The organism is Acidovorax sp. (assembly GCF_046314175.1).
Lineage (GTDB): Bacteria > Pseudomonadota > Gammaproteobacteria > Burkholderiales > Burkholderiaceae_C > Acidovorax.
Map to the genome: position 1 here is coordinate 19,954 of NZ_JBKBXG010000056.1, position 15,951 is coordinate 35,904.

General features: G+C 62.9%; 13 protein-coding genes and 1 tRNA gene. 3 read left to right on the forward strand and 11 right to left on the reverse strand.

Annotated elements, in window-relative coordinates:
• The first annotated feature begins 54 nt into the window (after positions 1-54).
• Positions 55-1,191, forward strand: coding sequence for a PilT/PilU family type 4a pilus ATPase (locus ACK4OE_RS16365; RefSeq protein WP_409785277.1), 1,137 nt, complete (start codon positions 55-57; stop codon positions 1,189-1,191).
• Positions 1,192-1,353: 162 nt separating this feature from the next.
• Positions 1,354-2,268 (forward strand): NAD(P)-dependent oxidoreductase, encoded by a 915-nt coding sequence (locus tag ACK4OE_RS16370; protein WP_409886092.1) that lies wholly within the window; start codon positions 1,354-1,356, stop codon positions 2,266-2,268.
• A 201-nt stretch (positions 2,269-2,469) separates the two neighbouring features.
• Here the strand turns inward: ACK4OE_RS16370 and ACK4OE_RS16375 are convergent, their stop codons facing one another.
• The 3 genes from ACK4OE_RS16375 to ACK4OE_RS16385 form a co-directional block, all read right to left on the reverse strand.
• Positions 2,470-3,150, reverse strand: coding sequence for a BON domain-containing protein (locus ACK4OE_RS16375; RefSeq protein ID WP_409886094.1), 681 nt, complete (start codon positions 3,148-3,150; stop codon positions 2,470-2,472).
• A gap of 8 nt (positions 3,151-3,158) precedes the next feature.
• Entirely contained in the window at positions 3,159-3,758 is a 600-nt protein-coding gene (locus ACK4OE_RS16380; RefSeq protein WP_409886096.1) for an SIS domain-containing protein, read from the reverse strand.
• Between the two features lie 83 nt (positions 3,759-3,841).
• On the reverse strand, positions 3,842-4,258 hold the full coding sequence (locus ACK4OE_RS16385; RefSeq protein ID WP_409886098.1) for a YraN family protein: 417 nt from the start codon (positions 4,256-4,258) through the stop codon (positions 3,842-3,844).
• Between ACK4OE_RS16385 and rsmI the strand changes: the two genes are divergently transcribed.
• Positions 4,258-5,211 (forward strand): 16S rRNA (cytidine(1402)-2'-O)-methyltransferase, encoded by a 954-nt coding sequence (rsmI, locus tag ACK4OE_RS16390; RefSeq protein WP_409886100.1) that lies wholly within the window; start codon positions 4,258-4,260, stop codon positions 5,209-5,211. The two genes, ACK4OE_RS16385 and rsmI, sit on opposite strands and share 1 nt — an antisense overlap.
• A 187-nt stretch (positions 5,212-5,398) precedes the next feature.
• Here rsmI and ACK4OE_RS16395 read toward each other — a convergent pair whose 3' ends face one another.
• The 8 genes from ACK4OE_RS16395 to rpoC all read right to left on the reverse strand — a co-directional run.
• Entirely contained in the window at positions 5,399-6,652 is a 1,254-nt protein-coding gene (locus ACK4OE_RS16395) for an Hsp70 family protein (RefSeq protein WP_409886102.1), read from the reverse strand.
• A 168-nt stretch (positions 6,653-6,820) separates the two neighbouring features.
• A tRNA-Phe gene (locus tag ACK4OE_RS16400) sits at positions 6,821-6,896 on the reverse strand.
• 55 nt (positions 6,897-6,951) lie between these two features.
• Positions 6,952-7,635, reverse strand: coding sequence for a response regulator (locus ACK4OE_RS16405; protein WP_409886104.1), 684 nt, complete (start codon positions 7,633-7,635; stop codon positions 6,952-6,954).
• 38 nt (positions 7,636-7,673) lie between these two features.
• Positions 7,674-9,899, reverse strand: coding sequence for an ATP-binding protein (locus ACK4OE_RS16410; protein WP_409886114.1), 2,226 nt, complete (start codon positions 9,897-9,899; stop codon positions 7,674-7,676).
• Between the two features lie 74 nt (positions 9,900-9,973).
• Positions 9,974-10,531 carry a DUF4390 domain-containing protein gene (locus ACK4OE_RS16415; RefSeq protein WP_409886106.1) on the reverse strand — a complete coding sequence of 186 codons (558 nt, stop codon included), beginning with the start codon at positions 10,529-10,531 and terminating at the stop codon, positions 9,974-9,976.
• Positions 10,532-10,589: 58 nt separating this feature from the next.
• Positions 10,590-12,056: a 16S rRNA (cytosine(967)-C(5))-methyltransferase RsmB gene (gene rsmB / locus ACK4OE_RS16420; protein WP_409886108.1), complete on the reverse strand. Its 1,467-nt coding sequence runs from the start codon at positions 12,054-12,056 to the stop codon at positions 10,590-10,592.
• Between the two features lie 18 nt (positions 12,057-12,074).
• Positions 12,075-12,638, reverse strand: coding sequence for a LemA family protein (locus ACK4OE_RS16425; protein ID WP_409886110.1), 564 nt, complete (start codon positions 12,636-12,638; stop codon positions 12,075-12,077).
• Positions 12,639-12,770: 132 nt separating this feature from the next.
• Positions 12,771-15,951: DNA-directed RNA polymerase subunit beta' (rpoC, locus tag ACK4OE_RS16430; RefSeq protein WP_409886112.1), on the reverse strand; the 3,181-nt coding region annotated here is incomplete at its 5' end.

Below are 15,951 nucleotides of genomic sequence, written 5' to 3' on the forward strand. Positions count from 1 at the left end.
TCGCCCCTACGTCAATGACCGTCGGACAGACAAACACCCCCGGGAGAATTTCTGATGGAACGCGATCAGGCCAGTAAATTCATCAATGACCTGCTCAAGCTGATGGTGAGCCGCAACGGCAGCGACTTGTTCATCACGGCCGAGTTTCCGCCCGCCATCAAGGTAGACGGCAAGGTCACCAAGGTGTCGCCCCAGCCGCTGACACCCAACCACACGCTTACCCTGGCCCGCGCCGTGATGAGCGACAAACAGGTGGCAGACTTCGAACGCACCAAAGAGTGCAACTTCGCCATCTCGCCCGCAGGCATCGGCCGCTTCCGGGTCAACGCTTTCATCCAGCAAGGCCGGGTCGGCATGGTGATGCGGACCATTCCGCTCACATTGCCCACCATTGACGGCCTGGGTGTGCCCCAGGTGCTCAAGGAAGTGACGATGGCCAAGCGTGGCCTGTGCATCCTGGTGGGTGCTACGGGCTCGGGCAAGTCGACCACACTGGCCGCCATGGTGGACTGGCGCAACGAGAACTCGTTCGGCCACATCATCACCGTGGAAGACCCCGTGGAATTTGTGCACCCGCACAAGAACTGTGTGGTGACGCAGCGCGAAGTGGGCCTCGATACCGACAGCTGGGAAGCGGCCCTGAAGAACACGCTGCGCCAGGCGCCTGACGTGATTTTGATGGGCGAAATCCGCGACCGCGAAACCATGGAACACGCGGTGGCCTTTGCGGAAACCGGCCACTTGTGCCTGGCCACCCTGCACGCCAACAGCGCCAACCAGGCGCTGGACCGGATCATCAACTTCTTCCCTGAAGAGCGCCGAGCCCAGCTGCTGATGGACCTGTCGCTCAACCTGCGCGCCATGGTGTCGCAGCGCCTGATCCCCAAGCAGGACGGCAAGGGCCGCGCTGCAGCGGTCGAGATCATGCTCAACACCCCATTGATCTCGGACCTCATCTTCAAGGGCGACGTCTCCGAGATCAAGGAGATCATGAAGAAGAGCCGCAACCTGGGCATGCAGACCTTTGACCAGGCGCTGTTCGACGCTTACGAAGCCAACGTGATCAGCTACGAAGACGCGCTGCGCAATGCCGACTCGCTCAACGACCTGCGCCTGCAGATCAAGCTCAACAGCCAGCGCGCCAAGTCCCCGGATCTGGCGCAGGGCACCGAGCATTTCGCAATCGTGTAACCCCCCCCCTGAGCGGCTACGCCGCTTCCCCCTTCTCTCGCGCTACGAGCGGGAAGGGGGACGACGCCAGTGGACTGGCAAAGCCAGTTCCACGGCGTCCGCTGGCCTAGGCCCCAGTTTCAAACGCTGCCCCCGTGGCAGCTTTTATGTGAGAACCAATCCATGCCAAGCACCAATCCTCGCACCTACGATGCAACCCCTTCGCGCAAGGTCGCCTTTTTGGGCCTGGGCGTGATGGGTTACCCCATGGCGGGCCACTTGGCACTGGCAGGCCATGAGGTCACGGTGTACAACCGCACCACTGCAAAATCGATAGCATGGTGCGAAGAGTACGCAAGCGCCAAAGCCCCAAAACATGCTCAAACACCGCGCGAAGCGGTGGCTGGGGCGGAGCTGGTGTTCTGCTGCGTCGGCAATGACGATGACCTGCGCTCTGTCACGCTGGGGGCCGATGGCGCTTTTGCGGGCATGAAGCCCGGCGCGATTTTTGTGGACCACACCACGGCATCGGCCGAAGTGGCTCGCGAGCTGTATGCCGCCGCCCAGGCCCTGGGCCTGCAGTTTGTGGACGCGCCCGTTTCGGGCGGCCAGGCCGGTGCGCAAAACGGTTTGCTGACAGTGATGTGCGGCGGCGACGCCGCAGCCTTCGAGGCGGCGCAGCCCGTGGCCATGGCGTTCTCGCGCGCGTTCACGCTTTTGGGCGACAGTGGCTCGGGCCAGCTGGCCAAGATGGTCAACCAGATCTGCATTGCCGGGCTGGTGCAGGGCCTTTCGGAGGCTGTTGCGTTTGGCCAGAACGCCGGGCTGGACATGAAACAGGTGCTGGATGTCATTGGCAAGGGTGCCGCGCAAAGCTGGCAGATGGACAACCGCGGCAAGACCATGGTGGACAGCAAGTTTGACTTCGGGTTTGCGGTGGACTGGATGCGCAAGGACCTGGGCTTGGTGCTGGACGAAGCCAAGCGCAATGGTTCGCGCGTGCCGGTCACCGCGCTGGTGGACCAGTTCTATGCGGATGTGCAACAGATGGGTGGCAGCCGCTGGGACACGTCGAGCCTGATCAAACGGTTGAAATAGCCCCCTGAGTCGCCTGAGGCGCCTTGCCCCAAAGGGGGCCGCACCCAGTGGCCCGGCAGAGCCGGTTCCACGGCCGCGCTCGCTGGTGCTGCGCCAGTTTTGTGCCGTGGCGCGCGATGCCGAGATCCAATAAAGAAATTCCCCGCCTACACAGCGCGGCCCGGGACTTTTAGGCCGCTGGTGGTGTAGAGGTGGCCGCCCTCAGCCTCCGGCGGGCTTGGTGTTATCCGTGGTAACGGGCGCAGGTTGCGGCGCGATGCGGCGCAGCTCTTCTTCCGACACGATCTCGAACACGCGCACGACCTTGCTCACGCCGGTCACGCCGCGCGCAACGTCAGTGGCACGGTTGGCTTCACGCTGGGACACGCGCCCCATCAGGTAGACGATGTTGCGTTCCGTCACCACCTTGAAGGAATTGGCCGAAATGTCCTTGGCATCCACCAGGCTTGCGCGCACTTTGCCGGTGATGAACGTGTCGTTGGAGCGCTGGCTGAGCGTGGTGTTGGGCAACACGGCCAGGTCATTGACGACCGAGCGCACGTTCTCCACGCCAGACACGATCTGCTCGACGGTCTGGCGGTCTTGCGCAGAGCGGGCTTCGCCAGTCAGCAGCACCTGACGGTTGTAGCTGGTGACGTTGACATGGACACGATCTCCCAGCGTTTCGCGGATGCGATTGGCGGACCGCAGCTCAATGCCTTCGTCCTCCACCTGCGTGCCCGCAGTGCGGCGGTCCACCGCCATGACACCGCCCACCACGGCCCCACCAATGATCAGCGGAGCGCAGGCGGACAGGCCCGCAGCCAGTGCGGAGACTGCCAGCACTGTGCAGACGGTGCGATGCAGCGGGTGAAAACGGGATGCGGGGCGGGTAGGGGTCATGGTTTGCGTCATAGCGGATTCTCCTGTTCACCAAGTAACTGGGCGTCTACGCCATCGCTCAGGCAATGCAGGACCAGAGCGTGGACTTCACGCACGCGCGCTGCGCGGTCGTGCGGCACGCTGATCAACACATCGGTTTCACGCAGCATGGCAGCCAGCTTGCCACCATTGCGGCCTGTCAGCACCACCACCGTCATGTCGCGCTCGTGGGCGGCTTCGGCGGCGGCCAGCAGGTTGGCGTCATTGCCGGTCACCGATAGGGCCAGCAGCACATCGCCAGCCTGGCCCAGCGCGCGCACCTGGCGGGCAAACTGCTGCGCCGCGTCATGTGTTCCGGCAGCTGCGGTGAGCAAAGTGCTGTCCGATGTCAGGGCCAGCGCGGCCAGCTCGGGCCGGTCACGCTCGAAGCCTGCCACGCAGAACGCGGCAAATTGCTGCGCCTCGGCGGCCGAAGGGCCATTGCCACAGGCCAGCACCTTGCCGCCGCTAGTGACGCAGGCCAGAACCGCCTGCACGGCAGCGACGATGGGATGGCTCAGGGCTTGCGCGGCCTGGTACTTCAGGTCGGCGCTGTCGATGAAATGCTGTTGGATGCGTTGCTCAAGCATAGGGGCCGATGATACCCGCGGGGTGTTACAGCTTTTGTAGCAAACCGTAGCGGCCAGCATTGATTTAGGAGCCCTTGCCCGCCCTACTGCGCGTCAAACGCCGCTTTGAGCCATTGCACCGAATCCTCCACCAGCACCACGTCAAACCGGCACGGTGGCGGTGACGGCAGGCGCAGCAGGTAGTGTCGCGCGGCAAAGATGATGCGTTGCTGCTTGGTCTGACTGATGCTGCCCCCAGCGCCGCCAAATGCACTGCTGGCGCGGCTGCGCACCTCCACAAACACCAGCGTGCCGTCCCGGTCATGCATCACCAGGTCAATCTCTCCACCGCCGCGCCCGGGCGTCCGATAATTGCGCACCGCCAGCTTCAGCCCTGCCGCCTGTAAATGTGCCAGGGCCTGGTCTTCTGCCACGTTGCCGCGCTGGCGCGTGGTGGTGGCGCTGGCGGTGCCCGCGTCTGGCACAGGGATCGGCGGTTTTCTCTTTCCAAGGAATTTCATTGAGCGCATCTTTCGCTTCAGCCCTTGATGCCGCGCGCGAAGCGGCGGCTCTCCAACATTATCCGCAGGGCGCCCTGTACGTGGTGGCCACGCCGATCGGCAATCTGGCCGACATCACGCTGCGAGCGCTGCATGTGCTGCAGATGGCCGACACCGTAGCCTGCGAGGACACGCGCCACACGCAATCAATGTTACGTGCGTACGGCATCGACAAATCGGCATCACAACTGCTCGCCGTGCACCAGCACAACGAGGCAGAGGCTGCAGAGAACGTGGTGCTGCGCCTGCAACAAGGCCAGCGCGTGGCCTATGTAAGCGACGCAGGTACCCCGGGCGTGAGCGACCCCGGCGCGCGCCTGGTGGTGGCCGTACAGTCTGCGGGCCTGCGCGCTGTGCCGCTGCCCGGCGCCAGCAGCATTACCACTGCGCTGAGTGTGGCGGGTGCGGTGGCGCACAGCCACGAACATGGCTGCTTTGTGTTTGCGGGATTTCTGCCGGTGAAGAACGCCGAGCGCGCCACTGTGGTTCAGCAGCAACTGGCAAACGAGCCACGCTGCGTGGTGCTGCTGGAAGCCCCCCACCGTATCAGCGAGCTGGCCCAGGCCCTGGCCGTGCTGGGCGAACGCCCGGTGACACTGGCCCGCGAGCTGACCAAGCAGTTTGAGGAGGTCACTACCCAGCCCGCCCATGCGCTGACCGCGTGGCTGGCTGGATCGCCCCAACGTTCGCGCGGAGAGTTCGTGGTGCTGCTACACCCGGTGCCCGTGGCAGCCGACGACAGCGAGAGCCTGCGTGTGCTACGCCTGCTGCTGCAGGAGCTGCCCCTGAAAACGGCTGTGCGGCTGGCGGCCGACATCTCCGGGGCGTCGCGCAACGTGTTGTACGACACGGCGCTGGGCTGGAAGCGCAACGGCACCGGCCAAAGCGGCGCCGGGGATGACGCGGCCGATTGAGTGCTTGCGGCGGCTTCGGGTCAAACAAGTGCGGTGCCGATGCCAAGCGGCCAACCGAAAAATTGACAAATTGACAAATCGCCGCTGAAAATAATAGCCAAATTGGCCTCTAGCGCTCATCCATAAAGCGCTAGCAGCTATATATTTTGTAGTGACTTCCAACTAATTCCCATCGTACAGCCGCGCGTCAGCCTGACACCGCCAGGCCCGCCGCCACACCGCCAAACAGGTCACCCTCCAATTGAGGGGTGTCCGGGAACGCGGCTTTCAGTGCGTGCCGCAGAGGCCGCAACGCGGACGAGCCGCCCGTCAGATAAATCGCTTGCAGCCCCTGCGCCGACAACCCCGCCTGCTGCAGACACTCCTGCGCGCACGCCACCACCTGCTCCAGAGGCTGCGACAGGTACCGTGCCAGCCCCTCGGGCGTTACCGCGGCATCGAGCCCCGCCTCGATCCAGTCGAGCGCCATGGGCGCATCCGCATCTCCCAGCGACGCAGCAATCTTGGCCTGCTCGACCGTGTTGGCCATGCGGTGCCCCAGGCGTTCGTTCAGCACCCGCATCAGCCGCATGTGAAGCCGCGCGTCGGCATAGTCCGTGCGCAGGTTCTGCGCGTCACGCAGCGCGCGCGGCGAGTAGAGCCACTGGATCAGGTGCCAGGTCGAGAGGTCAAAGAACACCCGGCTGGGCACCTCGCGCCCGGACGGTCCGGTGTGACGAAAACCCAGCAGCGGCATCAACAGGTCCAGGCTCAGGCGGCGGTCAAAATCCGTGCCACCCACATGCACGCCCGTGGTGGCGAGTACATCGCCACTGCGATCAGCACAATCCATGCGCTGCGGCCCCAGGCGCACCACCGTGAAGTCCGATGTGCCCCCGCCAATATCGACCACCAGCACCAACGACTCGCGCTCTATGCGCTGCTCGTAGTCCAGCGCGGCCGCGATGGGCTCCAGCTGGAACGATATGTTCTCAAACCCTGCGTCCACAGCAGCCTGGCGCAAAGCATCTTCAGCTTGCTGGTCGCGGTCGGTGTCTCCGTCAACAAAATGCACCGGCCGGCCCATCACCACCCGCCCCGGCATCCCACCCAGCTCGTCGCGGGCCTTCTGAGCCAGCATGCGCAGGAACAGGCTGATGATGTCCTGGTAGCTCACCAGCTTGTTGTGCACAGCGGTCTTGTCTTGCAGCAGCGCGCTGCCCAGAAGGCTCTTGAGCGACCGCATCAGCCGCCCCTCGGTGCCTGCCAGATACTGCCCCACCGCGTCCCGCCCAAAATGCGTGCGCTGGTCTTCGGTGTTGAAAAACAGGGCGGTGGGGAGCGTGTGAGCATCCCCTTCCAACGCAATCATCCGCGCCCGCCCAGCGCCTTGGCGCACCGACATGGCGGAATTGGAGGTACCAAAGTCGATACCGAGGGTGGTGTCCTTCAGAAGAGGCATGGGGTCAAATGGCGAACGATGGGAGGATTCAAGGCAGACATCCGTCCACCCAGCGCATTTCCGACGCCAATGCCAGAAACTGCGACAGAAAACAAAAAAGCGACCTTATGAGGGGTCGCTTGTTTTGCAATTACTTCACAAACCTGTTGATTTGCAAAGCAATCTATTTGGTGGCCTGGGGCGGAATCGAACCACCGACACAAGGATTTTCAATCCTCTGCTCTACCGACTGAGCTACCGGGCCTAAGCCTCAAATTATAACCAGAAAAATCTGCACTTTTGGCAGTGCACCGCAGAAATTAGTTGCGCTTGCCGCGACCCAGATCGACACCCAGCTGGCGCAGCTTGCGGTACAAGTGGGTGCGCTCCAGCCCGGTCTTCTCGGCGACGCGGGTCATGGAGCCGCCTTCGCGGGCAAGGTGGAATTCGAAATAGGCCTTTTCGAAACCGTCGCGCGCCTCACGCAAGGGGCGGTCCAGATCGAACCCCTGGTGGGCATGGGGGCCGGCGTCTACACCAGCCAGCACGGCTGAGACGACGGGCAGCTGCGAAAAGGTGGGGTCGGCAGCGGCTTGGGCAGGCGCCTGAACAGCGGCCACAGGCGCTGACTGGTGCGCGGTATTGCGGGCCAGGCCCTGCTCCACGGCCTTGAGGAGCTTTTGCAGGGTGATGGGTTTTTCGAGGAACGAAAAAGCCCCGATGCGGGTGGCCTCTACCGCCGTGTCGATGGTGGCGTGGCCACTCATCATGATCACGGGCATGGTCAGCACGCCCGCCGTCGCCCACTCTTTGAGCAGCGACACCCCGTCGGTGTCTGGCATCCAGATGTCCAGGAGCACCAAGTCGTAGGTATTGCCTGCCCGGGCCGCACGCGCTTGGGTCGCGTTCTCTGCAAGGTCCACGCTGTGACCTTCGTCGTTCAGGATTTCCGACAGCAGATCACGTATGCCGAGCTCATCGTCGACCACCAGAATGTTTGCCATGTGTATTGAAGCGCCTTGGGGGTACTGGGGCGGTGTTGTTATGCCGCCACCGCTGGTTCAGGGGCGAATGATAACGACACTTGGGCCCCGCGCACCACGCCGTCTTCTGTTCGGTTGGACAGGTCAATGCGTGCGCCATGCTCGTCGGCGATCTTTTTGACTACCGCCAGGCCGAGTCCGGTGCCCCGCGGTTTGGTGGTGACATACGGTTCAAACGCACGCTGCAGGATGTGCGGGGGAAACCCGGTGCCGCTGTCCGAGACAGTCAGGCGGACGCGGCGCGATGACTCGCTCCAGCGGGTGCTGATGCGCACGGGGGGGAGTGCTCCTGCTGTGCCTGCGCGCGCCTGTTCGGTGGCGTCTTGCGCGTTTTGCAGAAGGTTATGAACCACCTGGCGCAGTTGCTGCGCGTCGCCCGCTATCGAGGGGCAACGCGGGTCCAGCTCGGTTTCTACAGGGACAGTCGCGTTTTCTTCGCCGTACAAATGCAGCACGTCGGCCACCAAAGCGTTGAGGTCCAGCGCGTGCAATTCGGCGGCGGGCAGGCGTGCATAGTCACGGAACTCGTTGACCAGTCGCTTCATGGCATCGACCTGGTCGACGATGGTTTTGACGGACTTGGCGAGGATGGCTTGCTCAGGGCCTGGCAGTTTGCCGGTGAGCTTCATTTCGAGCCGCTCGGCAGACAGCTGGATGGGGGTGAGCGGGTTCTTGATTTCGTGGGCAAGGCGGCGCGCGACCTCGCCCCAGGCCTGTGCGCGCTGTGCAGAAACGATTTCAGAAATGTCGTCAAAAACCAACAGCCGGGATGAATCGGGGAGTTCGGCGCCTCGCGCAACGAGGCTGGTGGCGTGTTGCCCTGCCCCGCCCGAAGAGGCATGCAGCTCAAAGGGTTGCTGCCAATGGTCCAGGCCATGGCGTTCGTGGTCACCCAGAAACGCGTCGAATTGACGCTGCACGGACGCAGCAAACTCGGCCAGTCCTGGCGCTTCGGCCAGGGGCCGCCCCTCATATGCCGCCAGGGGCGCGCGCAAGATGCGGGTGGCGCCGGGGTTGGAAGATCGGATGATGCCGTGCGCATCCAGCACGATGACCCCTGCGGTCAGGTTGTCCAAAATGGTCTGGAGGTTGGCGCGCGCGGCGTCTACCGCCCCCATGCTTTGCTCCACCGCCTGCCTCGCGTCAGAGAGTTGCTGCGTCATGAGTGCAAAAGACCGCGTCAACCCCCCTATTTCATCCTTGCCCTGTAGGGCGGCTTTAGGACTCAGGTTGCCCGCGGCCACCTCGCGCACCCCTTCTGCCAGCACGAGCAAGGGCCGGGCGAGCTGGTTGCCCAGCAGCACCGCCAGCAGCACTGCGCCGAACACGGCAAGGAACAGGCTGAGCGTGAGCGTGCCAATGTACATGCGGCGCAGCCCTCCACGGGCGAGGGCGCGCTCCTGATACTCCCGATTGGCTTCCTGCACGGCAATGGCGTTGGCCACCAATGCAGTAGGCAATGGCAGCGTGGCCTGCAGATAGCGTGGCTCTACCAGTAGGCCGACACTGGCGCTGCTGACCAGCGCGAGCACTTTCACGCGGGCATTCTGTGCAGCGGCGGGGTCCGAGATATCGTCCAACCCCTCAATTTGCGCCGTGGCGCGCTGCTGCCGGACGGTACGCAACAAGGGCACGCCTGGCTTGTCAGGGTTCAGGTTGAAGCGCGACTGGCCTGCACTGGCCACAGCTTGCCCGGCGGCGTTCCACAGCACGACGTCGGTAGCACCCAGCTGGTCACGAATGCGCTCTAGCACCAGCCCGGCCGCCGCGTCGGGCACCTGGGCCAAGCTGGCGCTGGCGTTGCGGGTCTTAGCGGCCATGTCGGCGGCCAGCGAGTCGAGCGACACACGGGCGAGGCTCACGCCCGCAGACAAGGCGCCCTCGACCTTCACGTCGAACCAGCTTTCAATCGACCGCGTGACGAACTGATAGGACACCACATAAATCAACAGCCCCGGCAACAACCCTACCAACCCGAAGATGGCAGCGAGCTTGACAAGCAAGCGGCTGCCAAACCGGCCTTTGCGCAAGCGCATGCCAAGGCGCACAGCTACCCACACCAGTACCCCTAGCAACAGTAACGCCACCAACACGTTCACGCCAAAGAGCCAGGCATAGTTGCGCTCGTACAGTGCGCGGTTGTTGGTGGCCAGCGTGAGCAAGAACAGCAGGACCATGCCGATGGCCGACATGATGGCAGCCCCTACGCCCACCGCCCAGCGCACGGCACGCGACTGCCGCGCCGCCGCATGGGCTGTCGCAGAGGCTGCCGGTGGCGGGGTTGGTGAGGGGTTGGGATTCACTTGGCGGACTCTGCAGGCAGACGCTGGCTGCGGGACACGAGCAGACTCCAGCCCGAACGCCCCACAGCACCGATCTGGAAGGGGCGCGGAAGCTGCGACATGTCCAGCCGGAACCGGAAGTTGACCATGTGCACCGAATCTCCCTCGATCACACTACTATCAGCAATCTTCCACCGAGAAATACGCTGAATTGCAGCTAATGCATCCGCATATTCATCAAAGTTTTGCCCCAAAGTCACACCCAGACCGCTGTTGGTGATGGGTACGGATGAAATGTTCAACCGCCAGCGGCGCGTCAGGGGTTGGTAACTTAACCGCAGATAGCGAGTTGTTTCTGCTACTTGACGGTCAGACCAATACCAACGGTCGCGCAGCACCTGCGCTTCGGCCACAAAGAACATCGGAATGCCCTTGTACAAGGCGTCTTCCGCAAGCTCGGGCAGCACAAACTGCATGGAGGTGCCCAGGTACAAGCCGTCTTCTGTGCGCTCCAGTCTCAGCTCGCTGACCTCTGCGCTGACGGCTTCGGCGGCCGATGCCACTGGCACCAACATGGAGCATGCCCAGAGCAAAAGCCACGCACAAACTACCGACCAACGGGCTCCAAAGAGCTCATTGCGTCGATTTTTGCAACAGTGCGTAAAAAAATCCGTCGTGATCACCTGACAGATTGTCCGGGACAGGCCTGTCCCTGTCCGTATTGCCGGGAATTAAATGACCGGGCGACGGCAGCAATTGCGCATCTTTGTTGTGCGCAAGAAACGTTTGGACCTGAGCACCCCCCTCCGTGCGGAACACAGAACAGGTGCAGTACAGCAGGCGGCCACCCGGGCGCACCAGCGGCCACAACGCCGCCAGCAGCTTCGCTTGTAACGCAGCCAGTTGCGCTATGTCTGTCTCGCGGCGCAGCCAGCGCACATCAGGATGCCGCCTGACGATGCCCGATGCAGTACAGGGCGCATCCAGCAAGATGGCGTCAAACAGCGCCCCGCCGCAGTGCTGCTGCCACCAGTCCTGCGGGCGAGCAGCGTCGGCAACGAGCACCTGCGCGCTCAAGCCCAGCCGCTGTAAGGTTTCACCGATGCGTGCGCTGCGTGTGGAATCTATCTCGAGCGCAGTCACCTCCATCGGCGAATCCGGGCCGGCCATTTCCAGCAAGTGGGCCGTTTTGCCCCCCGGCGCGGCGCAAGCGTCCAGTACCCGCAGGGGTTGCGCCAGGTCCAGCCCCTGAAGCAGCAGAGGTGCAGCCATCTGCGCGGCTGCATCCTGCACAGACACCCAGCCCTGCGAAAAACCCGGCAGCGTGGTCACAGGCACGGCCTGGTGCATCACCACACCAGACTCTCCCACAACGTCATACTCAAAATTGATAGCTGCTAGCGCTTGCTGGTAATGCGCTAGAGTGCATTTTTGCTTATTTACCCGCAACGTCATGGGCGCGTGGGTATTGTTGGCGCGAAGGATCTGCTCCCAGTCTTGCGGATGGTCTTTGCGCAAGCGCTCGATCCACCACAACGGATGGTTCCAGCGCGCCAACGGCTCGTTGTCAGTGCTGGTTACCAATGCGTCGCGCTCGCGCAAGAACCGACGCAGGCAGCCGTTGATGAACGAGGCCTGCTTGCGGGTGGCAGCGTTTCGCTTGGCCGCTTCGACGGCCTGGTTCACCAGCGTGAACGGCTCGTACGGCGAATCGTCCGGGTTCCAGCACAGCGCCAACGCGGTGCACAACAGCGCATCGGCCGCAGGCGGTGGATTGCGCTCGACCAGACAGCGCCGCAGCGCTTCAGCGCGTCCGGCTTGTCGAAGCACCTGAAATAGCAGTGCCTGGACGCCAGGGCGAACCGCAGTGTCGACAGCAGCCAGCGCCGCCGTGCCCGACTGCCCCGCGCGCACGGCCTGCAATGCGCTCGCCACGCCCAGAAGTTGTTGCCACAGCGCAACGGGCTGGGCACTGCCAGGCTTTCCACCAGTGTGAGGACTGTTGCCTACCACCGGCGCACGCGCAGGTCGGGCGCTGCTGTCCGCAGCGCGTGGGCGGGGAAAGGCGGACTTGGGGGCGCCTGCAGGAGGTTGACTCATCGTGATCCTAAAAGCGGGCTACAGCCCACGGGCCGCTTTGAAGCCAAACACACAGGCCAGAAGACTGGCCGGAAATTGTGTGATGGCGGCGTTGTATTGCGCAACCGCGTCGTTGAAGACGCCCGCTGCTTGATCGTTTTGGAGCATGTGCTCCTCCCACCGCACGAGCCACACCGCAGGCATCGACGCAGGGGGTAGCGCTACGACATCGTCAGCATCTTGCTCTCTGCACGCAGCACTGTGCCACGCCGCTTGCAGCGCCACGTGCGCCGCGGTCAAAGCAGCCACCGCATCACCGGCCAATGGGCGTGCGCGCACGACCGCGAGACACGCGCTCAACTGGGCGGTGGCCCCTTGCAGCGCTGCCATCTCCTGGTCCGGGCCATCCACGAGGTGAGCGCGCTGCACCGCGTGTGCTGCGCTGAACTCACCCAGCAATGCCACAAGCCGCACCATGTGGGCGTCAAAACTGCCAAATGCCTGTGCCACGGCCGAGCGCAAACGCATCAGGCGGTTGTAGGCCCCGAGGGCCCAAAAGGACACGATGGCAAATACCATCCAGAAAAGGGGCGATGACCACATGCACTGTTGCCGTCCGCCCCGGTGTGGCGCGGTCCGACCCGAAAATTAAATACGAGAAATCCGTGTTCCATAAAAAACGCTCCCGACCTGCCAAAGGACAGGGCGGGAGCGTGTCAGTGACCGCCCGGAGGCTTAGTCAGCTGCGGCGTCGGAGGCCGTTGCGCTGCTCACCACTTCGGTCGCATCGCCCTGGGCTTCCATTTCGGCCGCTTCGGATTCAGCAATGGCGCGGCGCTCGGCGTCGTCCATCGCGTCCTTGGCCTTGCGTGCCTGGTGGTACGCCATGCCGGTACCGGCAGGGATCAGGCGGCCCACGATCACGTTCTCCTTCAGGCCACGCAGCTCGTCGCGCTTGCCCATGATGGCAGCCTCGGTGAGCACGCGGGTGGTTTCCTGGAAGGAAGCGGCCGAGATGAACGAGTCGGTCGACAGCGATGCCTTCGTGATACCCAGCAGCAAGTTGCTGTAGGTCGCAGGGATCTTGCCTTCGGACTGCAACGCATCGTTCGTGTTGAGAATCTCAGAACGCTCGACCTGTTCGCCACCGATGTAATTCGACTCGCCGACGTTCTCGACCACGACACGGCGCAGCATCTGGCGAACGATCACCTCGATGTGCTTGTCGTTGATCTTCACGCCCTGCAAGCGGTACACGTCCTGCACTTCATCCACGATGTAGCGCGACAGTTCTTCGATACCCAGCAAACGCAGGATGTCTTGCGGATCGGCAGGGCCGTCCACAATCGATTCGCCCTTGTTCACCACCTGGCCTTCGTGCACCAGGATGTTCTTTTCCTTGGGCACGAGTTCTTCGAACACGTGGCCTTCAGGATCAGTGATCTGCAAGCGGACCTTGCCCTTGGTTTCCTTGCCGAACGAGACGGTACCGGTCATCTCGGCCAGAGTGCCCTTGTCCTTGGGCGTACGGGCTTCGAACAGCTCGGCCACACGGGGCAGACCGCCGGTAATGTCGCGGGTTTTCTGGCCTTCGATGGGGATACGGGCCAGCACTTCGCCAGGGCCTACGTCCTGTCCGTCCCGCACTTGCACCAGCGAACCCACGGGGAAGCCGATGGTCACCGAGTGGTCGGTGCCAGGGATCTTCACTTCGTTGCCTTGGGCGTCGATCAGCTTCACTTGCGGACGAACGACCTTCGCAGCGCCGCGGCGCTTGGGGTCGATCACCACCAGCGTGGACAGGCCCGTCACTTCATCGACCTGCTTGGCAACGGTCAGGCCTTCTTCGACATTTTCGAACTTGGACTGACCAGCAAACTCGGTGATGATGGGGCGCGTCAGCGGATCCCAGTTGGCAAGGATCGTGCCGGCCTTAATCTGCTGATCAGCCTTCACGGTCAACGTCGCGCCATAAGGCACCTTGTGGCGCTCACGCTCGCGGCCATGCTCGTCGTGGATGATGATTTCACCCGAACGTGCAATCACTACCAGCTCGCCCTTGGTATTGCTCACGTAGCGCATCGTGGCGTTGAAACCGATCACGCCGTTGGACTTGGCTTCCACGCTCGACGCGATGGCAGCACGCGAAGCCGCTCCACCGATGTGGAACGTACGCATGGTCAGCTGGGTGCCGGGTTCGCCAATGGACTGGGCAGCGATCACACCCACGGCTTCGCCGAGGTTGATCAGGCCGCCACGGCCCAAGTCGCGGCCGTAGCATTTGGCGCACAGCCCGTAGCGCGTTTCGCAGGTCAGCGCCGTACGCACCTTCACTTCGTCCACGCCAGCGATTTCGAGGCCGTCAATGATGTCTTCGTCGAACATCACGCCCGCCTGGACCAGCACCGAGCGGTTTTCGGGGTGCAGCACGTCTTCAGCGGCCGTGCGGCCCAGGATACGGTCGCGCAGCGATTCGATCACTTCGCCGCCTTCAACAATGGCGCGCATCAGCGAGCCATTGGAGGTGCCGCAATCTTCTTCGGTCACGACCAGATCCTGCGTCACGTCCACCAGACGGCGGGTCAGGTAACCCGAGTTGGCGGTCTTCAGCGCCGTATCGGCCAGACCCTTTCGGGCACCGTGGGTGGAGATGAAGTACTCCAGCACGTTCAGACCTTCGCGGAAGTTCGCGGTGATAGGCGTTTCAATGATCGAGCCGTCAGGCTTGGCCATCAGACCCCGCATACCAGCCACCTGGCGGATCTGGGCGGCGGAGCCGCGGGCACCGGAGTCAGCCATCATGTAGATGGAGTTGAAGGACTCCTGGTCCACTTCGTTGCCGTGGCGGTCCATGACCTTCTGCTTGGACAGCTGGGCCATCATCACCTTGGACACTTCGTCGCCGGCCTTGCCCCAGATGTCCACCACTTTGTTGTAGCGCTCGCCAGAGGTGACCAGACCGGACACGTACTGCTGTTCGATCTCTTTCACTTCCTTCTCGGAGCGCTCGATGATGCTGGCCTTCTGTGGAGGCACGAGCATGTCATCAATCGCGATCGAGATACCGGCGCGCGTTGCCAGACGGAAACCGTTTTGCAGCAGCTTGTCGGCAAACACCACCGTCTCCTTCAAACCGCACTTGCGGAAGGACACGTTGATGAGCTTGGAGATTTCTTTCTTCTTCAATGCCTTGTTCATGTTGGAGAACGGCAGGCCCTTAGGAAGAATTTCAGACAGCAGTGCGCGGCCAGCGGTGGTTTCCACGAGCGAGGTCGACGGCACGAATTCGCCAGTTTCCTTGTCCTTGGTCCACTCGGTCATACGCACCGTGATTTTGGCAGCAAGCTCTACTTCGCCTGCATCCAACGCACGTTGTACTTCGCCTGTGTCGGCAAATACCAAGCCTTCACCCTTGCCGTTGATACGGTCACGGGTGGCGTAGTACAGGCCCAGCACCACGTCCTGCGAAGGAACGATGGAGGGTTCGCCCGAGGCAGGGAACAGCACGTTGTTGGAGGCCAGCATCAGCGTGCGGGCTTCCATTTGTGCTTCCACCGACAGCGGTACGTGGACAGCCATCTGGTCACCGTCGAAGTCGGCGTTGAAGGCCGCGCAGACGAGGGGGTGCAGCTGGATGGCCTTGCCTTCGATCAGGATGGGCTCAAAGGCCTGGATACCCAAACGGTGCAGCGTAGGCGCACGGTTCAGCATCACGGGGTGCTCTTTAATGACCTCTTCCAGAATGTCCCACACCACGGGGGTGCCGGATTCGACTTCCTTCTTGGCGGCCTTGATCGTCGTCGCGATGCCCATGGCTTCGAGGCGCGAGAAGATGAAAGGCTTGAACAGTTCCAGAGCCATCAGCTTGGGCAGACCGCACTGGTGCAGCTTGAGCGTTGGGCCCACGGTAATCACG